This is a genomic window from Arsenicicoccus bolidensis DSM 15745, from assembly GCF_000426385.1.
Classification (GTDB): domain Bacteria; phylum Actinomycetota; class Actinomycetes; order Actinomycetales; family Dermatophilaceae; genus Arsenicicoccus; species Arsenicicoccus bolidensis.
The window spans coordinates 105,805-131,546 of record NZ_AUFG01000007.1 but is presented as its reverse complement, the minus strand read 5'-3'; the positions used below and the strand labels follow the sequence as shown (position 1 = coordinate 131,546).

Genomic DNA, 25,742 nt, shown 5'->3' with positions numbered 1-25,742 from the left:
CCACCGGTGCGCACCTCGACCGTCTTGAGGTCCTTGCTGACCTCGACCATCACGCGCTGGCCGGCCTTGGTGCCGATGACGTCGTAGGACCCGTCCGGGTCCTTGAGGACCTGCTCGACGGTGACCGCCGAGTCCTTGGCCGTCACGGCCTCCTTGACCCTGGTCGCCTCGTCGCCGGTGACGGTGGTGTGCTCGTGGCCGCCGCGACCCCGCCCGTCGCCGTAGCCGGGCGGGGCGCCGTAGCCAGGCGTCGAGCCGTAGCCCGTCGCTGCGGGGGCGGTCGAGGTGGCCGCCTGCGCTGCGGCCGCGCCACCGGCGATCATGAGCCCGGCGGCGGCGACGGCGCCGGCCGTGAGGATGCGGTTGTTGTCGGACATCGTGACTCCCGTGTCGGTGTGGTGGCGCCGGCGCCCGAGGGGACAGGCGCCGGAGCCGACGCCGTCTGCTGCGTCGCCAGCGAGCCTGGTGCGCGGTCCTGTCGCGAGCCTGTCGTGAGGTTATGAGTTGCCTAGGAATCCCGGGGGACGCGGTAGGTTCTCTCGCCATGACCTGGGGCGAGCGGCGGCGTGCGGTCGCACCTGACGGTGCCGCGATCTCCTGGTGGTCGTATGGCGACGGCCCACCGCTGCTCCTGGTCGCCGGGCAGGCCGTCGACCACCGCTCGTGGGACCGAGCGCTCACGGGGCTGGGCGCAGGGCGACGGGTCCTCGTCTACGACCACCGGGGGATCGGGGACAGCGAGCGCGGCGACGGGTCCCGCTACAGCACACGCCGGCTCGCGGAGGACGCGGTGTCCGTGCTCGACGACGCCGGGGTGGACCGCGCCGACGTGCTCGGCCACTCGATGGGCGGCCGGATCGCGCAGTGGCTCGCGATCGACCACGTCGAGCGGGTCGGGCGGCTCGTGCTGGCGGCCACGTCGGCCGGGGACCGGCATACGCCCGCTCGTGATCCCGAGGCCGACGAGATCCTGAGGTCCGGGGAGACCGGCCGGCTCGCCCAGCTGTTCTTCCCCGGCGGCCCGAACCCGCAGTCGCTCGTGGATCTCCTTGCCGTGGGCGGCCGCTCGCTGGACCGAAGCCGTCACTTCCGGGCCAGCCGCTCGCACGACGCCCTGGCCGACCTGGGGGCGATCACCGCGCCGACCCTCGTGGTGCACGGCGAGCTGGACCGGCTGACTCCGGCCAGCCAGGCGCGGCTCGTCGCCCGCGCCATCCCCGGCGCACGCCTCGCCATCCTGCGGGGTGCCGGGCACGGCGTGGTCCTCGACGGCGGGCTGGGGGCGGAGCTGGCGGCCCGTTGGCTCGCGGATCCTCAGGCGTAGGAACGCATCACGCGCAGCGCGCTCGCGCCGTAGCCGCCGCCGAACAGGATGGCGTGCACGAGCAGCGGCGGCAGCTGGTGCCATGCGATGCGCTCACGCCACCCCTCCGCCAGGGGGAAGGCTTCGTCGTAGGCCCGGTAGCACTCCTCGCCGAAGCCGCCGAAGAGCTGCATCATCGCGAGGTCGTACTCGCGGTGCCCCCAGTGCGCCGCGGGGTCGATGAGCCAGCTGCGACCGCCCTTGTCCACCAACCGGTTTCCCGCCCACAGGTCGCCGTGCACGAGCGCCGGCGGCTCGGGCGGACCACACAGCTCGTCGGCCCGTCCGGCCAGCTCGTCGACGAGCTGCAGCGCCACGGGGTCGATCCGCGACTCCCGCACCGCGCGCTCGGTCAGCGGGCGGATCCGCCTGTCCACGAAGAACTCTCGCCAGCTGCTGGTGGGCGTCAGGTCCACCTGCGCGGATCCGAGGTAGCCCGCCAGGGCGTCGTCGATCGCCCCGAGCGTGTCGTGGGTGCTGCGGTGCAGCCCGGCCAGCCCCCGCCCGAACCGTTCCTCGGCGCCCCGTCCGGCCCGTCCGCCTCCACCCTCGTCGATCCACTCGAGCACCAGGCCGCTCGCGTCGGCCCGCACCACCTGCGGCACGCCGAGGTCGTCGGGGGCGTGCTCGCGCAGCACCGCGAGCCCCGCAGCCTCCCGCTCGAACAGGTCGGGGGTCGGCCGGTCCTTGGTCTTGAGGAAGTAGGTGCCGTCGGCCGTCTCGAGCCGGTAGGCGAGCGCGATGTCGCCGCCGCTCACGGGGGTGGCCCGGCGCACGTCCAGTCCGCGGGTCAGGGTCTCGGGCAGATGATCGGCCATGAGACCTGCGTACCCCAGGGCTGCGGCGGTCAGCCGGTGCCGTCAGCCGGTGCGGTCAGGCGAGGGAGAGGAAGAGCTTCTCCATCGCCGCGAGATCGACGTCGCGCTCCGGGTTGTCCTCGGTCATGCACTGCTGCAACCCGGTCGAGATGAGCGCGAAGCCCGCCCGGTCGAGGGCCTTGCTGCACGCCGACAGCTGCATGACGATGTCGCGGCAGTCCCGCTCCTCCTCGATCATGCGGATCACGGCGCCGAGCTGACCCTGGGCGCGGCGCAGCCGCTTGAGGACGGGGTCCAGATCCTCCACGTCGAGCTGCACGGGGCCTCCCTAGGGTCGTCGATCGGTGGCAGGTGTTCGGTCGTGTGGGCTCAGCGTCCCAGAAGGCGGGCGAGGAAGCCTCGACCCTCCGGCTGACGGTCGGCGTGGCCCGTGCACCACTGCCCGGCGGGGACGGAGCGGCGCACCTGGTCGACGTGCTGGCCGCAGCCGGCCCAGGTGGTCTTGCCGCAGGTCTTGCAGGTGACGGAACGACACATGTCGATGCTCCTCGAGTGCTCCAGTGACTGGGTCAGGGCATGAGCATATACCCCAGGGGGTATGCTTGGGACATGAACATCGTGATCATCGGAGGCGTCGCCGGTGGCATGTCCGCGGCCGCGCGACTGCGCCGCCTGGACGAGTCGGCCACCATCACCGTCGTCGAGCGCAGCGGGTACGTGTCCTTCGCCAACTGCGGACTGCCCTACCACGTGGGCGGCGTCATCGCCGAGCGCTCGGCGCTGCTCCTGCAGACCCCGGAAGCGCTCCGGGCGCGCTTCGAGCTGGACGTGCGTGTGCTCACCGAGGCCGTGCGCATCGACCGCGAGCGACGGGTGGTCGTGGTGCGCTCGGTCGAGACCGGCGAGGAGAGCGAGCTGCCGTACGACGCCGTGGTCCTCGCCCCGGGTGCTCGCCCCGTGCGACCGCCGATCCCCGGCATCGAGCGTGCCCTGGCGCTGCGTGACGTCGAGGACACCGACGCGATGGTCGCAGCCGTCGAGGGGGCGCGCACCGCCGTCGTCATCGGTGGGGGTTTCATCGGCGTCGAGATGGCCGAGAACCTCCTGCACCGGGGCCTGGCCGTGACGCTCGTCGAGGCCACCCCTCAGGTGATGGCCCCCGTCGACCCCGAGATGGCCACGCCCGTCCACGCGGTCATGCGCGACGCCGGGATCGACCTGCGTCTGTCCACCTCGGTCACCGCGATCGGCGAGCACGACGTGGAGCTGTCCACGGGAGAGCGGGTCCCCGCCGACCTCGTGGTCGCCGCGATCGGGGTCCGTCCGGACGCGGCCCTCGCCGAGTCCGCGGGCCTGGAGGTCGGGTCCCGCGGCGGCATCGTCGTCGACGAGCGCTACCGCACCAGCGACCCCGCGATCTATGCCGTCGGGGACGCCGTGGAGAAGGCCGACGCCCTCGACGGCTCGGCGGTCCTCGTGCCGCTCGCCAACACCGCCAACCTGCAGGGGCGTCGCGTGGCGGACCACATCGCGGGCCGCGAGGTGCGCAACCGACCGGTCCTCGGGACCGCCGTCGTGGGCGTCCTCGGGCTGCAGGTGGCCGTCGTCGGGTGGAGCGAGAAGCGCCTCGTCGCCGCCGGCCGCCCCCACCGGATCATCCACACGCACCCGCTGTCGCACGCGGGCTACTACCCCGGGGCGCAGGGGCTCGCCCTCAAGCTGCTCGTCGACCCCGGCACCGACGCGATCCTCGGGGCCCAGGCCGTCGGCCGTGACGGCGCCGACAAGCGCATCGACGTGATCGCGACGGCCATGCGCGGCGGGCTCACCGCGAGCGAGCTGGCTGAGCTGGAGCTCGCCTACGCGCCGCAGTTCGGCTCGGCCAAGGACCCCGTCAACATGCTGGGCTTCGTCGACGAGAACCTCGCCGAGGGGCTCACCGACACCATCCAGTGGCACGAGGTGGAGGCCGCGCAGCGCGAGGGCGCGACCGTGCTGGACGTGCGCACGCCGGGGGAGTTCGCTGCGGGCGCCATACCGGGGGCTGTCAACGTCCCGGTCGACGAGGTCCGGGAGCGCCTCGACGAGGTGCCCGAGGGAGAGCTCGTCGTCCACTGCGCGGTCGGCATCCGCGCGCACGTGGCGACCCGGATCCTGCAGGCCTCCGGCCGCTCCGTGCGCAACCTCGACGGTGGCTACACGACCTGGTCGGCGGGAGTAGCCTCCCGCTCGTGACGACCTGGCCCGGGCACGCGGTCCTGCAGGTTCCGGTCCCTGCGCTCGAGGGGGTCGTGCGGGAGAGATACGAGTGGTATGACGCCAGCCTGGTCGCCCTCGACCCGGGCCACGTCCACGCGCACGTGACCGTGCTCGGCCCGGTCCCCGCCGCGCTCACGCCCGCCCAGGACGCCGCCGTGTCCGCGGTGTGCGCCGACACGCCGGCGATCGACCTGGAGCTGGCCGAGGTCGCGACCTTCCCCAACGGCGTCATCCACGTCCTGCCCGCCGACCCGAGGCCCTTCGACCGGCTGACGGACGCCCTGGTCGAGGCGCTGCCGGGGCACCCGCCCTACGGCGGGGTGTTCCGACCCGTCCCGCACGTGACCATCGACGCGACCGGACCGGGGGTGGACGAGGAGTCCGTGCGGCGCGAGCTGGCGACCGTGCTGCCCGCCCGCTGCCGCGCGGACCGCGTCGAGCTGGTCTGGTACCGCCGCGGCGAGACCCGGGTGCTCCGACGCTGGACGCTGGGCTAGACCCGCGCCTCGCAGCGGTCCTTGAGCGCGGTGCCGCCCTCCTCGAGCATGCTGGTGTAGGTGCCGCCCTGCACGGTGTTGAAGGCTCCGGTGAGACCGGACGCCGAGAGCACGGTGTGCATGCGCGTGGTGCGCTCGTCGACCGAGGTGAGGGTGTAGGTCACCTCGGTCCTGCTGCCCGCCTGGCTCTGCTCGAGGACGAGCCGCTCCGGCACGTCGAAGGCCGCGACCCGCACGGTCATCGGCAGCCCGAGCGCGGGGACACCTTGGCTCAGGGAGTACTCCGCACCCAGCCCGCCGGCGGGCGTCTGCGTCCGGACCTCCTTGACCTCCGCCATCCACTCGGGCCAGCTCTGCACATCGGTCAGCACGTCCCAGACGAGCTGACGAGGTGCCTGGATGTCGACGGTCGACTGCTGCTCGGACATGCGTTCCCCTGTGGTCGTCGAGTCCTTGGATGGTGCACCGTAACCAGCGGTCCCGGTCGGGGTGAAGGGCCGGCTGGAGAGATTCACCCCGGGTCCACCTTGGCCACGGGCGGCGGAAGGCGTTTGGGGCCGGCGCGACGGAGTGGGAGAGTGGGCGGACGCCCAGCGAGAGGAGACAGAGATGTCTGCCAAGGACAAGCCGCAGCACGCACCCGTCCCGGACGAGGTCAAGCAGAAGATGCGAGCGGCCCTCGACGCCAAGAAGGCTCACGCCGGACGGGACGTGTCGGCCGACGACAGCGATCGCTCCAAGGTCTCGGGCCAGGGGCACGGCCGTGAGGCCTCGCAGCACATGTTCCGCCGCAAGGCCGGCAGCTGAGGCTCAGGCCTCTCCAGCGACCTCCGTCGTGAGCCGCGCGACGTGGAGGGTGAGGTAGACGACCTCGTCCTCGGTGACGGTCCGGCCGAGCCGCAGCTCGAGGACGGTCCGGCAGCGCTGCGCGCACGCGTAGGCCGCCGGGTAGGAGGCGCGGATGGCGTCCCGCAGCGGGCCGGCCTCGTCGGTCAGCTGCCGGTCGCTCCTCACCCGCACCAGGAAGTACCGCAGGTGCGTGATGAACCGCGCGGCGTTGACGGTGGCCATGTCGAAGCGCCGCCCGAACGAGCTCTCGATCACCTCGAAGAGCTGCTTGATGATGCCCGTCATCGCGTAGGTCTCGGTGAGGTCGCCTCCCATCATCGCGGCGTTGACGAGGTGCATCGCGATGGCGACGGCCTCGTCCTCGGGCAACGGCTCGGTCAGTCGGCTGTTGACGTGGGCGAGCACCTGGCGAGCACGGTCGAGCTCGCGGGGATAGAGGTGCTCGACCTCGGCCCGCAGCGGCATCTCGAGCTCGATGCCCTGGTGCACGCGCTTGATGGCAAAGCTGATGTGGTCGGCGATCGCGACCAGGGTCGTCGCGGTGACGGGGACACCGACCAGGTCCAGGGCCTCCTCGGCCAGGGCGATGTGCTCGGGCGGTATGGCGGCGACCAGCCCGCCCAGCGTGTCGGGGTCTCGGCCGTCGGTCGGCTCGAAGACCCGGACCACCTTGATCGGGTCGACCTCCTGCCCGGGCCGCGTCTGGAAGCCCAGGCCGCGTCCGGTGAGCACGACCTCGGTGCCGTCCTCACGGCGCGCCAGGACGACGTTGTTGTTGAAGACCCTCAGGATCTGCACGTCGACCCCCTGCCCAGGACCGTGGTCATGACGCACGTCCGAGCGGCGGGTAGATGAGCCATCCGGCACGGGCGAGGTGCTGCCACCGGGCGCGTCGCGCGGCCTGGAGGGACTCGTCGTGGTGCTCGTGCGCCCGGCTGGTGAGCTGCTGGCCCAGATAGGTGGTGATGCGCAGGACGCCGTCCGCGTCGAGGCGGTGCTCCCAGCGTTGCTTGGTCTTGAGCTGGTGGTGGTGCCGGCACAGGGGGACGAGGTTGGCGGGACTGGTCGGACCGGCCGGCCAGGGGGTGCTGTGGTCGAGGTCGCACTGCTCGGACCGTCGGTCGCACCCGGGGACGCGGCAGGTCAGGTCGCGGGCCTGCACGTCGGCGCGCATGGTGTCGGTGGGCTGGTAGGTGTGCGCGGTGCGCTCGAGCAGCGTCCCGGTCACGGGGTCGTGGACGACGCGGTGCCACACGCTGTCGGTGCGCAGGGCGATCTCGCGGGCGAGGTCGGCGCTGAGCCAGCCGTGACCGACGAGCTGCGCCGGGTCGTCCTGCAGCCCGAGCAGCGTCGTGAGGTTGACGCGGACGTCGATGCGGGCGGCGGGGGCAGGCAGGGAGGCGATGAGTGCTGCGGTGGCGACCAGCCAGGGGTCGGGGTGCTCCGGCGGCGTCGGCGGCGGGTCGGCGTGGACGGGGTCGTGCAGCGGGAGGTCGGCGAAGGGCGAGGTCTCGTCCTGACCGTCCTCGGTGGCGTCGCCGTCCCCGGTGGTGTCGCTGTCCCCGGCCCTCCCGGACCGCCGGCCACCAACGCCAGGCCCGAAGGGACCCAGCACCTCACCGGTGATCGGGTCGACCAGGCACCCGTCCAGGCCGACCAGACGCAGCCGGCCGGGCAGGACGTGCTGAGCACCTCCAGAGGGCTGGGCACCGGTGCTCGGCGCGCCTGGCTGGGACGTGCCGGGCACCCATGGCAGCCCGGTCGCTGCCGGCGCGCTCGCGGACGTCGCCGGGCGGAGCTCCTCGCAGCCCGGGACGGTGCCGTGCAGGAGCAGGCCGAAGGCGATGTCGGAGCGCAGCTGGGCCAGCGTGCGAGGCTCCCCGCGGGTCTTGGCCGCTCGGGCCATCGCGTCGAGGCGGTCCCGGGCGGCCGCGGCCTGCTCGGCGGTGCCCGTGGCCAGCAGCTCGCCGGTGCCGTGGCTGGTGGTGCGGGCGTGCACGTCCCGCCGGCTCAGGTGGTCGGCGCGCGCCTCGGCCTCGAGCCCGAGGCGGGCCTCCTCCTTGGCCACCTCGGCGTGGAGGCGCTGGCGGAACAGGCGGTGGCTGACGACGGCGTCGGGTGACAGGTCCTCGGGGTCGAACCCGCGCTTGGGGCGCAGCACCCGCTCGGCCACCTCGGAGGCGACCTCGTCGGGCAGGCGGTCGGTGTCGTCGCGCAGGGTCGTGGCGCGCTCGAGGGTGCAGATGCCCGTGGCCATCGCCTGGACGAGCGGCTCGCGCACCGCGGCCGGCGCAGAGGCGAGACGGGCGCGCCGCTGGACTGCGCCGACGCCGAGACCGGTGGCGGCCACGACCTCGTCGGTGCTCAGGACGCGGGCGTCGGATCGCAGGGCCGAAGGGCCCGGGTGGCGTCCGTGCTCGGCCTCGGTCCGGCGCAGGTCGGCGGCGATCGCGTCGATCAGGTCGGCGTGGGCCGCGACGGCCAGGGCCTCGAGGCAGGCCGTCGCGCGGTGGACGGCCACGACGACGGCGAGCGCTCGCCGCGCGTCGTCGAGGTCCAGATGGCCCTCGAGGTGGCCTCCTCCGTCACGCGCGTCACCACCGCGGGGTGTGTCGGTGGTGAGCGCCAGGATGGGGGCCAGGACCTTGGGGAGGTGCTCCGCGACGACCGTCGGCAGGGACCTCGACACCATCGGGACCACCTCCTCGACCTCGTCCCGCAACACCTCACAGACTACCGCAGAACGCACTCCAGGGGAAGGGTTCATCCGCACATCTCTGCAGGTCAGAGGCTGTTTTCAGCATGCCGCGAGGGCTGCGCGAGCCGTGCCCGCGCAGCCCCCGGCGCCATACGGTCAGACGAGCGAGCCGCCGTTGGACCTGATGACCTCGCCGTACCACCCGAAGGACTTCTTGCGGAAGCGCTCCAGCGTGCCCGACCCGTCGTCGTTGCGATCGACGTAGATGAAGCCGTAGCGCTTGGACAGCTGCGCCGTCGAGGCGCTCACCAGGTCGATGGGACCCCAGGAGGTGTAGCCCAGCAGGTTGACGCCGTCCTTGAGCGCCTCGCCGACCTGGACGAGGTGGTCGTTCATGTAGGCGATCCGGTAGTCGTCCTCGACCGTCTTGACGCCGTCGACCTCGACGAGCTGGTCCTTGGCGCCGAGACCGTTCTCGACGATGAACAACGGCTTCTGCCAGCGGTCCCAGTAGTCGTTGAGCACGATGCGCAGACCGACCGGGTCGATCTGCCAGCCCCACTCCGAGGCCTCGAGGGTGGGGTTCGGGACGCCGCCCATGATGTTGCCCTCGCCCGTGGCCTGCTTGGCCGGGTCGGCGGTCTGGCAGACGCTCATGTAGTAGCTGAACGACACGAAGTCCACGGTGTTGGTGAGGTCCTCGCGGTCCGCGTCGGTGATCTCGATCTCGATCCCGTTGTCACGGAAGAACCGCAGGAGGTAGCCCGGGTAGTAGCCGCGGCAGTGGATGTCGCCGAACGCGTAGTTGGTGTGCTCGGCCTGCTTGGCGGCCAGGGCGTCCCGCGGGTCGGGGCTCAGCGGGTAGGTCGGCATCGCGATGACCATGCAGCCGATCTGCGACCCGGGGGCCAGCTCGTGCGCCAGCGTGGTCACGCGGGCGGAGGCGACCAGCTCGTGGTGGATGGCCTGGTAGAGGTCGCTCTTGCTCAGCTCCTCGACCGGCGTGGGGATGCCGCCGGACATGAAGGGCACGTGCACGATCGAGTTGATCTCGTTGAAGGTCAGCCAGTACTTCACGCGCGAGCCGTAGCGCTCGAAGCAGGCGCGGGCGAACCGCTCGTAGAAGCCGATCAGCTCACGGTTGGTCCACCCGCCGTACTCCCGCGCCAGGTGCAGCGGGGTCTCGTAGTGGGACAGCGTGATCAGCGGCTCGATCCCGTGCTTCTCCAGCTCGTCGAGCACGCGGTCGTAGAACGCGAGGCCCTCCTCGTTGGGCTCGGTCTCGTCGCCCTGGGGGAAGATGCGGCTCCACGCGATGGAGAAGCGGAAGACGGAGAAGCCCATCTCGGCGAAGAGCGCGATGTCCTCGGCGTAGCGGTGGTAGAAGTCGATGCCCTCGAGCTTGAGGTTGTCGGGGGTGGGGCCCTCGGTGGGCGGCGTCGTGATGCCGTGGGGCATGACGTCCTGGATGGACAGGCCCTTGCCGCCCTCGGCATACGCGCCCTCGAGCTGGTTGGCGGCGGTGGCGCCGCCCCAGAGGAATCCGTCGGGGAAGGTGGTCGTCATGATGTCTCCTTCGTCGGTCGTGCTGGGCTGGTCGGGTGGGATCGGTGGGTGCGAGCGGTCGTATGCCGGGAGCGGATCACGGCTGGACCGCGACGACGGCATCGCCCGCGGTGACGGTCGCCTCGGGCAGCGGCGTGACCTTGGTGAGGGCAGCGGTATTGGTGACGGTCATGATCGTGGTCGTGTCGTAGCCCGCCTCGCCCACGGCGACCAGGTCTACCTCGGCGAGGACGTCGCCGCGCTGCACGCGGTCGCCTGTGCTGACCTTGACGGTGAAGTGGCGGCCGTCGAGCTGGACGGTGTCGATGCCGACGTGGACGAGCACCTCGACGCCGTCGTCCGTCTTGAGGCCGAAGGCGTGCCCGGTCGCGGCGGCGGTGACGACGGTCCCGGTGACGGGGGCGCGCACGGTGCCGTCGGTCGGCACGATCCCGACGCCGTCGCCGAGCACACCAGAGGCGAACACCTTGTCGTTGACCTGGGCGAGCGGGACGACGGTGCCGGTGACCGGGGCGGCCAGGTCGACGATCCCGCCCTCGGTGGCTGCGTCGGCGGTCGCTGCAGCGGTGGTCGTGGTGGTCGTGGTGGTCGTGGCCACCGAGCCGGCCACTGGGGCGGAGGGCGCGTCACCCACGGTGGCGGCGGCCGGGACGGCGTCAGGGATGGCCGCGTCGACGTCCTTGCTCTCGCGGTCCATGAAGATGAACGTGATCACGAAGGCGATGACCATGGCGACGGCGTCGCCGATGACCTGCATGGCGAAGCTGCCGTGGTTCCACGCGGGCAGGGCGAGCAGCGAGGCGAAGGCGAAGGTCGTGTTGCCCGAGCCGCCGATCGCGGCGATCGCACCGCCGACGGCGCCGCCCGCGATGCCGGCGTAGAAGGGGATCTTGAGGGGCAGCGTGGCGCCGTAGATGCCGGGCTCGGTGATGCCGGCGAAGAGGGCGGAGATGCTGGCGGGGCCGGCGATCTCGCGCCGCTTGGCGCTGCGGGAGCGGATGGCGATGGCGGCCATCGCGGCGCCCTGGGCGACGACGGCGGCGACCAGCGGCCCGGCGAGCAGCGAGTAGCCCTGCGTGGACAGGTCGTTGATCATGACCGGCACGAAGCCCCAGTGCAGGCCGAACAGCACGAACACCTGCCACAGCCCGCCCATGATCGCGCCGCCGAGCCACGGGGCGAAGGTGAAGATGGCGGTGACCCCGGTCGAGATGCCCTTGGCGGCATACGTGGTGATCGGTCCGACGGTGATGAAGATCAGCGGCACCATGACGAGGACCGTGAGCAGGGGCACCATGAAGTTGCGCAGGGCGTCGGGCAGCACCCGCTCGAGGAAGCGCTCGAGGTAGCCCTGCACCCAGACGCCGACGACGATCGGGATGACCGAGCTGGTGTAGCTCATCATCGTCACCGGGATCCCGAAGAAGGTGACCGGGCCGGTCGCGGCGCCGAGCGCCACGATCGCGGGATAGACGAGCGCGCCGGCGATGGCCATGGCCGTGAACTGGTTGGCGCGGAAGCGCTTGGCCGCCGTGACCGCCAGGAACATCGGCAGGAAGTAGAAGAGCCCGTCGGCCGAGGCGTTGAGGATGATGTAGGTCGTCGACTTGACGTCGATCCAGCTGAACTGCACCGCCATCGTGAGGAAGGCCTTGAGCAGACCGACGCCGGCCAGCGGCCAGAGCACGGGCAGGAAGATCGAGGAGATCAGCTGGATGAACTGGTTGAGGATGTTGCCCTTGGGGCCGTCGTCCGTGACGACCCGGTCGTCCCCGGTCAGGCGGGAGATCTCGCCGAGCGCGGCATAGACCTTGGGCACGTTGTTGCCGATGACCACCTGGTACTGCCCACCCGCCTGCATCACCGTGATGACGCCGGGGGTGCGCTCCACCGCCTGGGTGTCGGCCTTGCTCGCGTCGCGCAGCTTGAGGCGCAGTCGCGTCGCGCAGTGGGTCGCGCTGAGGACGTTGTCCTCCCCGCCCACGTGATCGAGGATCCCTTGTGCTGTTGCCTTGTAGTCCACCGACGCCATCGTCCGGTCCTGTCTCGATGCGGTTGCCCGGGCAACAAAAAAGACCTGAGCTGCACGCCGAAGCGTGTGGCTCAGGTCTTGCCTCGTTGCCGAGTAACAATCCTGGGTGGCGGTGATCCGCCGAGAGAGACGATAGCGAGGGTGCGGGACGCCCGCAACAGTGGTCAGAGGTCTAACGCTTCAGCGATGCCGTCCTCGTCGTTGGAGGCGGTGACCCGGTCGGCGCCGGCCTTGACGTGGTCCAGGGCATTGCCCATGGCCACCCCGGTGCCGGCGACGCGCAGCATCGGCAGGTCGTTCTCGTTGTCCCCGAAGGCGATGGCCTCGGCGGGGTCGAGGTCGCGGGCGGCGCAGTAGTCGAGCAGGCCGGACCCCTTGTCGACCCCGGGCGGCGTGATCTCGAGGTAGAACGGGGCGGAGAGGGCGAGCTCGGCGTGACCGTCCAGCTCGCCGCGGAAGGTGTCGAGGTGCTGGGCCAGCAGGTCGGGCTCCGCGCACACGAGGATCTTGTGCAGGGGCTCGTCGAGCTCCTCGAAGCGCGGCGTGATGGCGAGCTCCATGCCGTTGGCCGGCGCCTCGTCGGCGACGTTGTAGCCGTCCTCGCGGGTGGCGTGCACCACGTGCCCGAGCGGTGTCATGGCGGCGAGGCCGAGCTCCTCCACCAGGTCCAGCACCCGCGCCACGAGGGCGTGCTCGAGCGTCCGGTGGCAGATGATCTCCTCGGTCTCGGCGTCCACGACCGCCGCACCGTTGCAGGCGGAGAGCACGAGCCGGTCGAGCCCGAGGCCGAGGCGCTCGGCGAGGTGCCGCAGGCCGTGCTCGGGGCGCCCGGAGGCGAGCATGAGGACCGCTCCCTGGTCGCGTGCCGTGCGCAAGGCATCGCGCGTGCGTGGGGACAGGGTCTGGTCGGAGCGGAGCAGGGTCCCGTCGATGTCGACGGCGATGAGCGCAAACATGTTGTTCCTCAACGGATTCCGGGGGCGGGGCGGCCGTTCTCGAGATAGGTGGCGTGCTCGGCCTCCAGGCCGGCGGCGACGCGGCGGCGCACCGGCTTGCGCAGCAGCTCGAGCGCCTCGTCGACCGGCGCGAAGCGGTGCTCGCTGATCTCCTCCTCCTGCAGACGGATCCGTCGCGCCGCGCGGGCGGTGACGGTGCCGCAGTGAAAGAGCAGGCGCAGGCCGAGCGTGGCGCCGTCCTTGCCCGGGCGGGTGTCGACGACGACGAGGCGCCCCTCAGCGACCTCCAGCCCCGTCTCCTCGAGCACCTCGCGGCGGCAGGCGTCCCACGGGGACTCGCCGTCGGCCTCCATGACGCCGCCGGGGACCGTCCACCCGGACTTGTAGGTCGGCTTGAGGATCAGCAGGCGGCCCTGCTCGTCGAGGAGGATGGCGCCCGCCGACACGGGCAGCTCGGGCGGGGTCCAGTCGCTCATGCGCGCCAGCATCTCAGACGCTCGCGGTCTCGCGCGCCGGCAGCTCACGGAGCCGGACGAAGGGGCTCGCGACGACCAGCCAGCACGCCACCACGTGCAGGCCGGCCATCGCGAGGATCGTGGGGCGCACGCCGACGGTGCTGCCAAGCCAGCCGGCCAGCACCCCCGCGAGCGGCATGGTGCCGAAGTTGACCGTCGACATGGCGGTGACCGTGCGGCCCAGCACCTCGGCGGGCACGTAACGCTGGCGCCAGCTCGCGCGGACGACGTTGCCGCCGACGACGCAGGTGCCGACGAGGACGTAGCCGAACGCGGACACCCACACCTGGCTGCGGTCGGTGGGGAGGCCGACGAGGAGCGCGGCGGGGGCGGCGAGCAGGGCCACGGTGTGCAGGCGACCGGTGCCGATGCGGCGGGCCAGCGGGACGGCGATCACCGAGCCGATGACACCGCCGATGGCGCCGGTGGTGAAGTACCAGCCGACCATGTCGGTGGTGAGCCCCAGGTCGCGCACCAGGTAGAGGACGAGGAGGGCGCCATACCCCGTCAGCCCGAGGTTGGACAGGCCCCCGATGACGACCAGCCAGGGCAGGTAGCGGTCGCGGAAGACGAACGCGAGACCCTCGCGGATGCGCGCCCCGAGCCCCTCGGCCCCCTCATCCCCCTCACGATCCTGGTCGGGGACGGGGCGTCCGGGCTTGATCCGCCAGAGGCAGACCGCCGACACGAGGAAGCTCGCCGCGTCGATCGCCAGGCCGAATGCCGGGCCGCCGGCCGCCGCCAGGCGTGCGGCCACGCTCGGCCCGACGACCATCGCGGTCGCCTCGGTGCCGAAGAGGCGGGCGTTGGCGGTGTCCAGCGCGGCGTCGTCGACGAGCCTCGGGATGATCGTGGTGTAGGCGGTGCGGAAGAAGACGGTGCTCACGCCTCCGGCCAGGGCGGCGAGGACGAGGTGGGGGAGCGTGAGGTGGTCGAGCCAGGCGGCCACCGGGACCGTGATCAGGGTGAGGGCCGCGGCGATGTCGGCCACGATCATGGTGAGGCGGGCATCGAGCCGGTCGACCCAGGCACCGGCGGGCAGGCCGATGACGAGCCAGGGCAGCCAGGTCGCGGCGGCGAGGGCGCCCATCCAGGCGGGGCCGGCCTGCAGCTCGAGGACGGCGGCGAGCGGGAGCAGGATCGAGGTGGTGGCGTTGCCGACGAGGCTGACGGTCTCGCCGGCCCACAGCAGGTGGAAGTCGCGGCCGAGCGGGGGGCGTGCGGGCATGACGAAGCTCCTTGTGGCAGGGCAGGATCGAGCGAGGGCGCACCGTGGCGATGGCCGCGGCGAACGTGGTCGCGTCGAGGTCGGGCTGATGTGCCTACCTGAGGTAGGTCAGGGCTGGGCGGGGAAGCCGCGGGCGAAGACGAAGCAGGTCTCGCGCTCGACCCCGTCGTCGGGGAGCTCGCGGGACTGCCAGCGGCGCATGACGGAGAGCAGCTCTTCGGAGAGCTGGTCGAGCTCGGCGGGGGACATGGTGAGCCACTGCTGGGTGGCGAACGAGCCCGAGGCGCTGCCGGGGTTGTCGGCGGTGGTCATGATGTCGTCGCGCGCGCGCTGGAACTGGCGCTCGAGCCCCACCATCTCGGCCTCGTGCGCCGCGGCCTGGGCGGTGGGGTCGGTCATCTCGGCGCGCGACCACCGGGTGTGAGCGTGCGCGAGGCGCCAGAAGCGTTGGCGCCGATCGGTGCTCAGGTCGGGCGCCTCCTCGACCAGGCCGGCCTCGTCGAGGACCTTGAGGTGATGGCTCGCGCTGCCGACGGCCTGGCCGGTGCGCCGAGCGAGCATGGAGGCGGTGGACGGGCCGTCCACCGCGAGGGCGTCGAGGATGCGGGCTCGCGCCGGGTTGGCGAACGCCGCGAGGGCCGGAGCCTCCGTGAGGGAGTGCGCCGGGTTGGCCCTGCGGGGTCGCTGGTCCTCAGTCATGGCACCACCCTAGATCCACAAGGACAGTTGCACAAGAGTTTTTGTGCAACTGTCCTTGTGGATATTTCGGGGGGTATGCCGGAACCGCCCGTCAGTAGACGCGGACGCGATCCTCGGGGTCCAGCCACATGCCGTCGCCCGGTCGCGTGGCGAAAGCCTCGTGGAAGGCGTCGAGGTGACGGGCGAGGTTGGCGAAGACCTCGAACGGCGGGTGGACGTCGCCGTGCAGGCGCGCCCGTGCCGTCTCGGGGCGGTCGATCCCCCGCCGGCCGTAGGTCTTGGCGAGGAAGAAGCGCTGGGCGCCGGTGAATCCGTCGACGGGTGTGGCACGTTCGTCGGCCGTGGTCATGGACGCATAGGTGTCCCAGGCGATCTGGTAGCTGACGAGCTCGGCGACGACCTCGAACCCGACGAGGCGACCGTCGACCACGGCGTCCTCGATGCCGCGCGGGTGACAACCGTCGACGTCCGCCACGACCCGAGCCGCCCTCTCCTCGAAGGCGGCTCGGTCGTCCGCCGACCACCAGTCCCGCACCCGGCCGAGCTCGTCGCGCTGCGAGCCGCGGGAGTCCAGCGCGTGCCCGAGCTCGTGCCCGATGATCGAGCCATACCGCCCGAGCAGCACGGCGGGGTCCTCGAACGCGGACGGTGCGGCGAGGCTCGCGCCCTCCACCGTGAGCTGGTTGAGCATGGGGTTGTAGAGGCAGTTGACGGTCGTCGGCGCTGGTCCCCACTCCTCGCGGTCGACCGGCGCGAGAAGCCTTGTCCCACGTGCGATCCTGCTCGCGACGCGCCGCCGCTCGAACCGCCCCGACCAGGTCCTCGTCGGGGAGGTCGAGGTCCTCGGGGGAGGGCCACTCCCGCGGCCACCCGACGTTGAGCACCACCGCGTCGACCTTGGCCGCCGCACGCTCCCGGGCCTCGTCGGAGAGCCACGAGCATCCCTGCAGCACAAAGCGATAGCTCGACCGGACCCGCTCGGCGAGCTCGCGCGTGCGGTCCCGCGCCGACGGGTCGAGGGTGCGCTCCACCCACAGACGGGCGAGCGGCATCCCGAGGTGCTGCTGCACGAGCTCGACGGCGCGGCGCCAGGGCGGTGCCTGCCCGGCCTGACCGGAGAGCGCTCGGCCGTGCAGCTCGTGGTGGCGGGCGCCGATCGCCCCGGACAGCAAGGGTGCTCGCGCGTCGACGATCCGCCACTGCGCCCACGCCTGCCAGTCCTCCAGGGGCTGCTCGCGCAACAGCCGCCCGACGCCGGACCAGAACTCCGGCTGGCAGACGTTGAGCGGCAGGCGCTCCGCGTCCGTCCAGCCCAGCCCGCGCATCAGCGGCAGCACGTCCACGCCGGCCAGGTCACGCAGGTCGTCCCAGCTCATCGGGTTGGTCAGCGCCTCGTCGTCGTCCCCGTCGGGGCGGTCCCAGGACACCTGCGCGATGGCAAGCTCCAGGTCGATCGCCCGCTGCCCCACGTCGGGAGGCAGCCCGCACGCCGCCACGAGATCGGTGGCGGCAGAACGCACCTCGCCCTCCAGCCGGGCATAGAGCGGCGGCACGGGCAGGGTCAGCCCGCCCTGGAAGAGGTGGATCGACCAGGTCGTCGGGTCGGTGGCGTCGGGCAGGAGACAGACCTCGCACAACCCCGGCACGCCCTCCCGCCGGCGCTCGCCGAGCACTCGCAGCAGCTCGTCGATCGAGCGGGTGGCCGTCACGGCGGCGAGCTCGTCCTGCAGCGGGTCCGAGCCGAGGCGGTCCCGGGTCTCGAGGTCGGTCGCGGCGGCATACAGCCGGGCGACGGCACGCTCCTCGGGCGAGGAGGAGGCGGGGTCGGCGTCGCGGACGAGCTCCCGCAGCTGCCGGGCCACCTCGGCCCGCCGGGAGTCGGACAGCCCCCAGCGGGCGCGATCGGCGGGGATCGGGTCGGAGTCCGCCCATGGCCCGTTGACGTGCTCCCACAGGTCGTCCTGCGGTCTGACGGTCGTGGACAGCTCGTCGAGGGGCAGGGTCATCGCGGGGCTCCCATGGTCGCGGCGGACGAGACGAGAGTAGCCCCGGCCCGTGGTGGGCCGGGGCTACCGGTGTCGTGGATCACTCGCGGGGCATCAGCCCGGGGGAGGTGTCCGGTAGCCGGGGCGCCCCGCCGTGGCGGCCGCCCTCAGCGCACCGCGGCCGATGGCTCCCGCCGCCCGGCTCAGCACGCCCGGACGCTCTCCGGAGACGCGCGGCGGCATCACGACGACCGGGCAGGCCGCCGCATAGACCAGCCGCTGCGCGAACGCGGTGCCCGTCGCTGGCAGCCCGCGCGGGGCGTCGACCACGAGCAGGTCCGCGTCCTCGGCCGCGTCGAGCAGCGCCTTGCGCTTGCCGCCCCGCACGAGGATCAGCCGGGCGCCGTGGTCAGGACCGAGCGCAGCCTCGACGTCCGCCTCGAGGGATCGCATCGCCTCGTCCTCGACGTCCTCGGCGACCGACATGCGGCCAGACGAGATGCCGGAGGGTGTGGCCTGCGGCGAGGGGACCTTCCAGGCGCGTATGGCGACCAGCTCGCCCCCGTGGGTCTCCGCCTGGTCCCGGGCCCAGGCCAGCGCGGCCGCGGACCCGGAGGTGGCGCTGACGCCGACGGCGACGGTGTACGGACGTTCGGTCATGGCAGCCTCCTCACACCGGGAGCTTCGTGGTCTCGTTGCCCTGCTCGTCATAGCTCGTGAGCGGAGGCGCGATCTCCTCGAGGGACTTGCCCTCGGCGTCGACGCCCCACCTCGCCGCCACGAAGGCGCCGAAGAGCATGATCACCGACGCGATCACGTAGCCCCAGAACATCGGGGTACGGTCCTTGCCCTCGCCGATGAGCCAGCCGTAGAACACCGGCCCGATGGCGCCGAACACCTGGGCGATCGCGAAGAAGTAGGAGATCGCCTGACCGCGCACCTCGAGGGGGAAGATCTCGGAGACGGTGAGGTAGCCGGCCGAGGCGCCCGCGGACGCGAAGAAGAACGCCAGGCACCAGAAGCCGGTGTGCACCCAGGCGTTGATCATGTCGCCCTGGAACAGCCAGGCCGAGATCAGCAGGACGATCGCGGCGAAGGAGTAGCAGCCCGCGATCATCTTGCGGCGTCCGACGGTGTCGAAGAGCGGACCCAGGAGCAGCGGGCCGAGCAGGTTGCCGACGGCGAAGGGGAAGAAGTAGATCGCCGCGCTGGCCGCCGACAGGCCGTAGAAGTTCTGCAGCACCAGGGAGTACGTGAAGAAGATCGCGTTGTAGAGGAAGGACTGCGTGATCATCAGCGTCGCGCCGAGGAAGGTGCGCGTCGGGTACATCGTGAAGAAGACGTAGCGCAGCTGCTTGACCGTGAGTCCCTCACGAGGCTTGATCCACATGCCCTGGTCCTCGGACAGGCGCGGCAGCTCCTTGCCCTGCGCCTCGACGTCGTGCTCGATGCCGGAGACGATCTTCTCGGCCTCTTCACCACGCCCGTGCGTGAGCATCCAGCGGGGGCTCTCGGGGATGTGGCGGCGCAGGTAGATGATGCCGAGGCCGAGGATCGGGCCGAGCATGAAGGCGATGCGCCAGCCGAGGTTGTCGTCGAAGCGGCCCTCGGCCAGGAAGTAGGCGCTCGCGGCGGCACCGAGGCCGGCGCCGAGCCAGTAGGTGCCGTTGATCGCCAGGTCGACGCGCCCGCGGTACCTGCCCGGGATGAGCTCGTCGACGGCCGAGTTGACCGCGGAGTACTCGCCACCGATGCCCGCCCCGGAGATGAACCGGCAGACCAGGAAGATCCACATGTTGGGGGAGATGGCCGCCAGCGCGGACCCGGCCAGGTAGACGAACAGCGTCAGGACGAACAGCTTCTTGCGTCCCAGGGTGTCGGTGAGCCGCCCGAAGGTCAGGGCGCCGACGACCTCGCCGAGCAGGTAGATCGTGCCGGCGAGGCCGACCTGGGCAGGGGTCATCCCGAGCGACTTCTCGAAGCCTCCGGCAGCGACGATCTGGACCTCGAGGCCGTCGAGGATCCAGGCCGTGCCGAGCCCGAAGATGACCATCCAGTGGAAGCGCGACCAGGGCATCTTGTCCATGCGCGCCGGGATCATGCTGCGGACCGGCTTGTCCTCGGTGGATGCAGCAGCCGTCATGGGTGCCTCCTTCCGTTCAGCTCACAGGGGGAGTTCAGGTCGACGTGTATCGACCCGTCCGGCAACCTACGCCCCCTGAGTCACCTGCGCAGGGGTTGCGGCCGAAAAGACTTCCGACGACGCACCGAGTCGTTCCGATCACCGGCCCGTGGGCCCCGCTCCACCACCACTTCTCGGTGTAGGAACGTCACTGCTCCTCGGGCGGCAGGTCCACCACGTAGACCCGGCGGAGCTTGATGATGTCCCGCCATCGGGTCGGGAGCGACTCGTAGTGGCCGAGGATGAACGCGGTGATGTCGGAGCCGCTGAGTAGGCGCAGGTCCTGACGCATGCGCTCCATGGCCTGGGCCTCCCTTGTGTACGTCCCTAGCGTCACGAACAGCCCGACCTCACCCTGCGACAGCGTGCCCACGAGCCGCTGGACCTCGGGTGCCCCCTGGCTGACGGTCGTGTGCTTGCACTGAACCTTGATGAGGGGGGCCTCGAGCCCGAGACGGTCCTTGTGGGCGATCACGTCAACGCCACCGTCTTGCGAGTAGCTGGTGGTGCGGGCCTGATAGCCCATCACGCGGAGCAGATCGGTGGTGAAGAGCTCGAACTGTTCGTGAGTGAGGCGGCGGTGCAGCGTCCGCACGATGAAGTCCTGGGTATGCTGCTGAATCCGGTCAGCATTGGGCTCTTCCTCGTCCAGGGTGGGGGACAAGCCGTATTCAGGCGCTGTCTCGACCAGCCCTGTCGTTGAGTCCTCGACGGCGGTGGCGGCAGCCTCAAACGCCGCTTCGTCGGGTGCCTCTAGGAACTCTTGGAAGATCTGTTCGTGTCGGCGGATCCGAAAGAGCGTGACGGCCGAGCCGATCTCGTAGAGAGCCGACTGAGGAAACAGCCCTCGTGCGACGCCGGTCTTGAGCCATTCGACGCGGCGTCGATGGCGGTGCGTGCGGGCTTCCGGGACGTATTCATAGCCCCCAACGATCCTGCCAAAGTTGATCGTGCTGTCCGGCTTGTACGGAGCCACCACCAGGTCGCCCACCTGGAGCTCGTAGGCAAACCGATGCAAGACCCCAGCCCACACCGGGAACGCTCCCGGTTTTCCCCCGGGGTAAGTCCGCGCGACGGCTTCCCTGAGCGTGGACCGGTCCCTCCCGATGGCACGGACGTCTCCGATCTCGTCCCATCCGATCGAGATGAAACCGTTCGTCACCAGCTCCGCGCCGAGCGCGTCGTTGTGAATGCCCCACATTGCTGTCATGGCTCATCTCTCCTTCGGCACAAGTGGCGACAGACTGTCACACCTTGTTGACGTTGGTGGGAGCTTTAAGCAGCTACCTGGAGTCCGGCAGTCCGATGAACCCCACATCGGAATCGACGACCAGCGTCATTCCGATCGACTCGATGAGGTCCTGCAGGTCCTGTCCGGGCGACTCGGGCAGGACGATGGCGAGTCGCGGGCGAGGCGTGCGATACCTCGCGTAGTCGAGCAATTGCCCGATGGCCATGCGTACGGACTTGCGCTCCGCCGTCGCCTTCACCTCGTAGAGCACGTTGGATGTCACGTCGTAGGTGTCCGTGGCGAACTGGGCCTTGCCGTCGGCTGGCTGGATACGAAGCCTGCCAGGGTGGTGCCCGAGAACACGTAGGTGTTTCTCAAGGCGGCGCATGAGATCCGCCTCAGTGCGGGTTCCTGCGCCGCTCGGCTGGGCTCCCCTCTCGAATACATCCGCGGTGTTCTGCTCGCACGCAACAACAAGGACGGTGGAGGCCGATGCCGCGCTCGTGCTGGGCGACGCAACGGCCGTCTCTTCCGGGTGGAAGCCCACGTCTGCCAACCGCGCCATGGCGTGCTTCCCGCCCTTGCCGCGGAGGTCGGCCGCGCGGACCAACGTCTTGTCCACGTGCCAGAAAGCGCGACCCATGATGGCCTTCGCTGGGTACTTCTCTCCCTGATGCTGGATGCGGTGCTTGATGTTTCGGTCGCCGAACCCGTAATAGCGCAGAAATCGGGCCTCAGTTGATGCCTGGCACTCCTCGATGGCCTTCAGTACCGCGTCGCGGGTGAGCGTGGGTAGTTGCACGTGCCTGAGAGTAGCGAGAGGCCGCACGCTGCGTGGACAGTGCCCCGGGTTTCGGCATACGGGCTGGGGCAGGGAGAGGCAATGGCTCAGCGGGCGACGGAGCGCTGGTAGGTCCGGATCGACAGCGGGACGAACACCAGCAGCAGCCCGACGATCCAGGCGATGGTGTAGATCTCGGCGTGCTGCAGGGCCCAGGTGTACTCGATCCGCTCGCGCATCCCTGCGGCGCCGGCACTCCCACCCGGCGTCAGGGCGAACAGGTTGCCGAGGTTGTCGCGGGCGGCGTGCGTGATCGTCGAGACGGGGTTCCACCCGGCGATGGTGCGCAGGACGGCCGGCATGTTCTCGCTCGGCACGAAGGTGTTGGCGACGAAGGTCAGCGGGAAGATGATCATGAAGGTCGCGTTGTTGAAGATCTCCGGGGCGCGGACCTTGAGCCCGATGTAGGCCATGACCCAGCTGATCGCGTAGGCGAACGCCAGCATCAGCGCGTAGGCCAGCAGCGCACGCAGCAGCCCGTCGCGGATCCGCCACCCGATCGCGAGACCGGTCAGCGTCATGATGATCAGCACGATGACGTTGTTGAGCAGGTCGCTGAAGGTGCGTCCGGTCAGCACCGCGCCGGGGTGCATCGGCAGCGTGCGGAAGCGGTCGATGACACCCTTCTGCATGTCCTCGGCCATGCCGGAGCCGGTGATGGTGGCGCCGAAGATGATGGTCTGGGCAAAGATGCCGGCCATCAGGAACTCGCGGTAGCCCTGGCCGTTGCCGGACCCCGCGAGCGAGCCGAAGACGTAGCCGAACAGCAGGATGAACATGATCGGCTGCAGCGTCGTGAAGACGATCAGGTCGGGAACGCGCTTGATCTTGATCAGGTTTCGTCGGGCGATGGTGCTGGCGTCGGCGAGCAGCGTGCTCATCGGGCGTCCTCCTGATCGGTCTTGTGCTCGGTGCCCTCGGAGCCCTCGGCCGGGCGGCCGGTCAGCGACAGGAAGGCGTCGTCGAGCGTGGGGCGCCGGACGCCGATGTCCTGCACCGTGATTCCCCGGTCGCCGAGCCGCTGGACGGCGTCGACGAGGGTGCGGGTCCCGCCTGCGGCGGGCAGCGTGAGCTCGCGGGTGTGCTCCTCCACCTCGACCTGGCCCTCACCGAGTCCTTCGAGGACCTCGCGAGCCAGCCGTATGTCGGAGGCGTCGGCCACCGTCACGTGCAGGCGGCCGCCGCCGACCTGGTCCTTGAGCTGGTCGGCGGTGCCCTCGGCGATGACTCGACCGTGGTCGACGACCAGGATGTTGTCGGCGAGGCGGTCGGCCTCCTCGAGGTACTGCGTCGTGAGGAGCACGGTCGTGCCCTCGCGGACCAGGTCACCGATGACGTCCCACATGTCGCCGCGGCTGCGCGGGTCGAGCCCGGTGGTGGGCTCGTCGAGGAAGATCACGGGCGGCCGCGCGACGAGGGCGCCGGCGAGGTCGAGGCGGCGACGCATGCCGCCGGAGTAGGTCTTGGCCGGGCGGTCGGCGGCGTCCTCGAGGCGGAAGTCCTCGAGCAGCTGGCGGGCTCGCCGGCGCGAGTCCTGCGCGGAGAGGTGATAGAGCCGGCCGACCATCTCGAGGTTCTCGTAGCCGGTGAGGTACTCGTCGACGGCGGCGTACTGCCCGGAGACGCCGATGAGCCGGCGCACCGCCTGGGGGTCGTGGACCACGTCAGCGCCGGCGACGGTCGCCCGCCCGGAGTCGGGGCGGATCAGGGTCGTGAGCATGCGGACCGTGGTGGTCTTGCCGGCTCCGTTGGGGCCGAGCACCCCGAGGACGCTGCCCTCGGGGACCGTGAGGGAGATGCCGTCGGCGGCGCGGACCACGTCGTGGCCCCGGCCGCCCGAGTAGTGCTTGACGAGGTCTTCAGCGATCACCGCTGGGCTGGATGACATGCCCAGAGCATGGCAGAGGTGAGGCTTCCCTCACAGCGGCTTCCGGACAGGTCAGGTCCGCAGGCGTTGGCTACGCCAGCTCGCGCGCGGCGAGCCAGGATCGCACCTGGTCGGCGGACTCGCTGACGCGCTCGCCCCGCACCGCGAGCCCCTCGCCCGTCCTCGCTCCGCGAGCGACGGCGGCATAGATCTCGGGGGCTCTCCCGAGGCCGCTCATGGCGTGCGTCGTGACCGGCAGCACCACCCTCCCGGCCAGGTCCACTCCCTCGGCGAACGTGCGCATGATCATCGGCGGCTGGACGTTCCAGATCGGACTGGCCAGCAGGACGGTGCCGTATGCCGAGAGATCGGGCAGCGCGTTCGCGATGGCAGGCCTGGTGTCGGCCTCCTGCTCGCGCACGTTGCGGGCCACGGTGTCGTCATACCCGGCCGGGTAGGGCTCGGCGGCCTCGATCCGGTGGACGTCGCAGCCGATCTGGTCGCCGATCATCCGGGCGAGCACCTCGGTGTTGCCGACCTGCAGGGTGCGGCGACCGCCGTACCAGTAGTTCTCGCCGTGGCGGGAGAAGTACGCCAGCAGGACCCGTCCGGAGGGCGTCGCGGGCGAGGGGCCGGAAGGGGTCGCCGGCGGGGTGGCGGTCATGGTCGGGCTCCCTGTCGTCGGGCGGCTGCACCCGGCCAGCGCCAGGGCGGAGCCGCCGCCCACGAGGGCGCCGAGCAGCGATCTGCGGGAGAGGAGCGGTCCGGGCATGGGGCCAGTCCACCTCAGATCCGCCGGTCGAGGCAGTGCCCGGCGTTCCGGGTACCCGCAGGGTCTCCCACACGCGAGGCGGTCGCGCAGGCCCAGGAGCGCTTCGGCGGCGTGGACGTGCTGGTCAACAACGCGGGCTACGGCTATCGGTCGGCCGTCGAGGAGGGCGAGGACGAGGCCGTCGCGCCCCTCGGGATCACGGCCACGGTCGTCGAGCCCGGGGCCTTCCGCACCGCGAGCCCATCGCGGACTACACCGAGACGGCCGGCCGGCGACGCAAGGACCACGACACCGTGCACGGGACCCAGCCCGGCGATCCCGCCAAGGCCGCCACCGACCTCGACGCCCAGCCAGGTGCTCCTGCTGGTCGATGATGGCCGTATGACGATCCTTCGGTCCCTGCTCCTGTTCGCCCTGGCCGCCGTCGCGGAGATCGGCGGAGCGTGGTTGGTGTGGCAGGGGGTTCGCGAGCACCGCGGGTGGCTGTGGGCCGGGGCCGGCGTGATCGCCCTGGGGGCCTACGGCTTCGTCGCGACCCTGCAGCCGGACGCCCACTTCGGCCGGATCCTCGCGGCCTACGGCGGGGTGTTCGTCGCCGGCTCGCTCGTGTGGGCGATGGTCGTCGACGGCTTTCGTCCCGACCGGTTCGACGTGATCGGGGCCCTCGTCTGCCTGGCCGGCGTGGCGCTCATCATGTACGCGCCGCGCTCGGCGTGACCGTCTGCCGGGCGGGATCCGCAGCCGCCCATCGCGCGAGGACGATGCGGGCCGAGTCGACGGCGACGACGAGCGAGGCACCCATCATGATGGCGTCCTTGAGGACGAGCCGCCCGACGCCCGACAGGTAGGGGAAGCCGTGGTGCTCCCCGCCGAGCGCGGGCACGAAGGACTCGGGGGTCGTGACGAGGAAGCTCAGGGTCACGAGGCTCATCGCGAACAGCGCCACCCCGCCCAGCGCGCCGAGGAGCGGCGACACCCAGTGCAGGGCGATGAGGATGCCGATCGCCACGATGGTGACGCCGATGAGCAGCGCCGCCGGGTACGTGCCGTTGGCGGCGTGCCAGGCCCGGTTCACCTCGTGCAGGACCCCCTCCGCGTTGCGGTGCGCCCGGTACCCGTCGGGGTCGGCATACAGCCAGCGCATGACCGGGCTGTTGGCGACGAACGGGGTGATCCCCTCGGCCTCGTAGGGGATGACCTTGAGGCCGCCGATCCAGAGGGTGACGGTGACGAGGCCGAGCCGGGTGAGGGTCAGGGCGGCCCGGTCGAGGGAGACGAGGCGCTCGAGGATCGGTCGGCGAGTCTGCTGCATCGCGTTGAATTCCACAGCAGGGCAGCGTAGTTCGTGACCATGAGGGCGCCCTGAATTAGGGGGTGCGACAGG

27 protein-coding genes and 1 pseudogene are annotated in these 25,742 nt (G+C 71.1%); 5 read left to right on the top strand and 23 right to left on the bottom strand.

Going from position 1 to position 25,742, the window contains the following annotated elements:
* The coding region (locus K313_RS22165; protein WP_029210856.1) for a hypothetical protein at positions 1 to 377 on the bottom strand (377 nt) is incomplete at its 3' end.
* Between the two features lie 167 nt (positions 378 to 544).
* Here K313_RS22165 and K313_RS0106120 point away from each other — a divergent pair.
* Positions 545 to 1,324, top strand: a complete 780-nt coding sequence (locus K313_RS0106120; RefSeq protein WP_019285049.1) for an alpha/beta fold hydrolase — start codon at positions 545 to 547, stop codon at positions 1,322 to 1,324.
* On the opposite strand, the gene K313_RS0106115 is transcribed toward K313_RS0106120, so the two are convergent.
* Genes K313_RS0106115 through K313_RS23850 form a run of 3 tightly spaced genes read right to left on the bottom strand, consistent with a single transcriptional unit; the run spans position 1,315 to position 2,718 of the window.
* The gene (locus K313_RS0106115; protein ID WP_029210855.1) at positions 1,315 to 2,181 is read right to left on the bottom strand and encodes a fructosamine kinase family protein; all 867 of its coding nucleotides are present in this window, start codon (positions 2,179 to 2,181) and stop codon (positions 1,315 to 1,317) included. The two genes, K313_RS0106120 and K313_RS0106115, sit on opposite strands and share 10 nt — an antisense overlap.
* Positions 2,182 to 2,236: 55 nt before the next feature.
* Positions 2,237 to 2,500: a metal-sensitive transcriptional regulator gene (locus K313_RS0106110; RefSeq protein ID WP_019285047.1), complete on the bottom strand. Its 264-nt coding sequence runs from the start codon at positions 2,498 to 2,500 to the stop codon at positions 2,237 to 2,239.
* A gap of 50 nt (positions 2,501 to 2,550) precedes the next feature.
* Positions 2,551 to 2,718 (bottom strand): hypothetical protein, encoded by a 168-nt coding sequence (locus K313_RS23850; protein WP_019285046.1) that lies wholly within the window; start codon positions 2,716 to 2,718, stop codon positions 2,551 to 2,553.
* Positions 2,719 to 2,790: 72 nt separating this feature from the next.
* Here K313_RS23850 and K313_RS0106100 point away from each other — a divergent pair, with 72 nt between their 5' ends.
* Complete coding sequence (locus K313_RS0106100; protein WP_029210854.1) at positions 2,791 to 4,416, top strand: FAD-dependent oxidoreductase; 1,626 nt, start codon at positions 2,791 to 2,793, stop codon at positions 4,414 to 4,416.
* Entirely contained in the window at positions 4,413 to 4,937 is a 525-nt protein-coding gene (locus K313_RS0106095) for a 2'-5' RNA ligase family protein (protein ID WP_019285044.1), read from the top strand. The genes K313_RS0106100 and K313_RS0106095 overlap by 4 nt, the downstream gene beginning before the upstream one ends.
* Here K313_RS0106095 and K313_RS0106090 read toward each other — a convergent pair.
* Positions 4,934 to 5,365, bottom strand: coding sequence for an SRPBCC family protein (locus tag K313_RS0106090; protein WP_029210853.1), 432 nt, complete (start codon positions 5,363 to 5,365; stop codon positions 4,934 to 4,936). The genes K313_RS0106095 and K313_RS0106090 overlap by 4 nt on opposite strands.
* 181 nt (positions 5,366 to 5,546) lie before the next feature.
* Here K313_RS0106090 and K313_RS0106085 point away from each other — a divergent pair, with 181 nt between their 5' ends.
* The gene (locus tag K313_RS0106085) at positions 5,547 to 5,744 is read left to right on the top strand and encodes a DUF5302 family protein (RefSeq protein WP_019285042.1); all 198 of its coding nucleotides are present in this window, start codon (positions 5,547 to 5,549) and stop codon (positions 5,742 to 5,744) included.
* A 3-nt stretch (positions 5,745 to 5,747) separates the two neighbouring features.
* Here the strand turns inward: K313_RS0106085 and K313_RS0106080 are convergent, their stop codons facing one another.
* The 17 genes and pseudogenes from K313_RS0106080 to K313_RS0106000 form a co-directional block, all read right to left on the bottom strand.
* On the bottom strand, positions 5,748 to 6,584 hold the full coding sequence (locus K313_RS0106080; protein WP_029210852.1) for a PRD domain-containing protein: 837 nt from the start codon (positions 6,582 to 6,584) through the stop codon (positions 5,748 to 5,750).
* Between the two features lie 25 nt (positions 6,585 to 6,609).
* On the bottom strand, positions 6,610 to 8,478 hold the full coding sequence (locus K313_RS22160) for an HNH endonuclease signature motif containing protein (protein ID WP_156911165.1): 1,869 nt from the start codon (positions 8,476 to 8,478) through the stop codon (positions 6,610 to 6,612).
* Between the two features lie 162 nt (positions 8,479 to 8,640).
* Positions 8,641 to 10,050 carry a glycoside hydrolase family 1 protein gene (locus K313_RS0106070; protein ID WP_029210850.1) on the bottom strand — a complete coding sequence of 470 codons (1,410 nt, stop codon included), beginning with the start codon at positions 10,048 to 10,050 and terminating at the stop codon, positions 8,641 to 8,643.
* Between the two features lie 76 nt (positions 10,051 to 10,126).
* Positions 10,127 to 12,082 (bottom strand): beta-glucoside-specific PTS transporter subunit IIABC, encoded by a 1,956-nt coding sequence (locus tag K313_RS0106065; protein ID WP_029210849.1) that lies wholly within the window; start codon positions 12,080 to 12,082, stop codon positions 10,127 to 10,129.
* Between the two features lie 164 nt (positions 12,083 to 12,246).
* Positions 12,247 to 13,038 (bottom strand): Cof-type HAD-IIB family hydrolase, encoded by a 792-nt coding sequence (locus tag K313_RS0106060; RefSeq protein ID WP_019285039.1) that lies wholly within the window; start codon positions 13,036 to 13,038, stop codon positions 12,247 to 12,249.
* 8 nt (positions 13,039 to 13,046) lie between these two features.
* A complete protein-coding gene (locus K313_RS0106055) occupies positions 13,047 to 13,514 on the bottom strand; it encodes an NUDIX domain-containing protein (protein ID WP_029210848.1) in 468 nt (155 codons plus the stop codon).
* Between the two features lie 13 nt (positions 13,515 to 13,527).
* Positions 13,528 to 14,781 (bottom strand): MFS transporter, encoded by a 1,254-nt coding sequence (locus tag K313_RS0106050; protein WP_029210847.1) that lies wholly within the window; start codon positions 14,779 to 14,781, stop codon positions 13,528 to 13,530.
* Between the two features lie 108 nt (positions 14,782 to 14,889).
* Positions 14,890 to 15,480 (bottom strand): ArsR/SmtB family transcription factor, encoded by a 591-nt coding sequence (locus K313_RS0106045; protein WP_029210846.1) that lies wholly within the window; start codon positions 15,478 to 15,480, stop codon positions 14,890 to 14,892.
* A gap of 91 nt (positions 15,481 to 15,571) precedes the next feature.
* Complete coding sequence (locus K313_RS0106040; protein WP_276203029.1) at positions 15,572 to 16,390, bottom strand: M13-type metalloendopeptidase; 819 nt, start codon at positions 16,388 to 16,390, stop codon at positions 15,572 to 15,574.
* Positions 16,356 to 17,486: pseudogene (locus K313_RS24845) on the bottom strand (M13 family metallopeptidase); the annotation flags it as partial. The pseudogene K313_RS24845 and the gene K313_RS0106040, both read right to left, overlap by 35 nt.
* A 93-nt stretch (positions 17,487 to 17,579) precedes the next feature.
* Positions 17,580 to 18,125 carry a universal stress protein gene (locus K313_RS22155; protein ID WP_019285033.1) on the bottom strand — a complete coding sequence of 182 codons (546 nt, stop codon included), beginning with the start codon at positions 18,123 to 18,125 and terminating at the stop codon, positions 17,580 to 17,582.
* 10 nt (positions 18,126 to 18,135) lie between these two features.
* Positions 18,136 to 19,608, bottom strand: coding sequence for an MFS transporter (locus tag K313_RS0106025; RefSeq protein ID WP_019285032.1), 1,473 nt, complete (start codon positions 19,606 to 19,608; stop codon positions 18,136 to 18,138).
* 187 nt (positions 19,609 to 19,795) lie between these two features.
* On the bottom strand, positions 19,796 to 20,857 hold the full coding sequence (locus K313_RS0106020; RefSeq protein WP_029210843.1) for a restriction endonuclease: 1,062 nt from the start codon (positions 20,855 to 20,857) through the stop codon (positions 19,796 to 19,798).
* 73 nt (positions 20,858 to 20,930) lie between these two features.
* Positions 20,931 to 21,680 carry a ScoMcrA-related endonuclease gene (locus K313_RS22150; RefSeq protein ID WP_029210842.1) on the bottom strand — a complete coding sequence of 250 codons (750 nt, stop codon included), beginning with the start codon at positions 21,678 to 21,680 and terminating at the stop codon, positions 20,931 to 20,933.
* Positions 21,681 to 21,766: 86 nt separating this feature from the next.
* The gene (locus K313_RS0106010; RefSeq protein WP_029210841.1) at positions 21,767 to 22,600 is read right to left on the bottom strand and encodes an ABC transporter permease; all 834 of its coding nucleotides are present in this window, start codon (positions 22,598 to 22,600) and stop codon (positions 21,767 to 21,769) included.
* Positions 22,597 to 23,607, bottom strand: a complete 1,011-nt coding sequence (locus K313_RS0106005) for a daunorubicin resistance protein DrrA family ABC transporter ATP-binding protein (RefSeq protein ID WP_034251979.1) — start codon at positions 23,605 to 23,607, stop codon at positions 22,597 to 22,599. Before K313_RS0106005 ends, K313_RS0106010 begins: the two co-directional genes overlap by 4 nt.
* Positions 23,608 to 23,677: 70 nt before the next feature.
* Positions 23,678 to 24,358, bottom strand: coding sequence for a flavodoxin (locus K313_RS0106000; RefSeq protein WP_029210839.1), 681 nt, complete (start codon positions 24,356 to 24,358; stop codon positions 23,678 to 23,680).
* A 381-nt stretch (positions 24,359 to 24,739) separates the two neighbouring features.
* Here K313_RS0106000 and K313_RS0105995 point away from each other — a divergent pair, with 381 nt between their 5' ends.
* The gene (locus K313_RS0105995; protein WP_029210838.1) at positions 24,740 to 25,075 is read left to right on the top strand and encodes a YnfA family protein; all 336 of its coding nucleotides are present in this window, start codon (positions 24,740 to 24,742) and stop codon (positions 25,073 to 25,075) included.
* On the opposite strand, the gene K313_RS0105990 is transcribed toward K313_RS0105995, so the two are convergent.
* Complete coding sequence (locus K313_RS0105990; protein ID WP_029210837.1) at positions 25,050 to 25,685, bottom strand: DUF417 family protein; 636 nt, start codon at positions 25,683 to 25,685, stop codon at positions 25,050 to 25,052. The two genes, K313_RS0105995 and K313_RS0105990, sit on opposite strands and share 26 nt — an antisense overlap.
* Between the last annotated feature and the right edge of the window lie 57 nt (positions 25,686 to 25,742).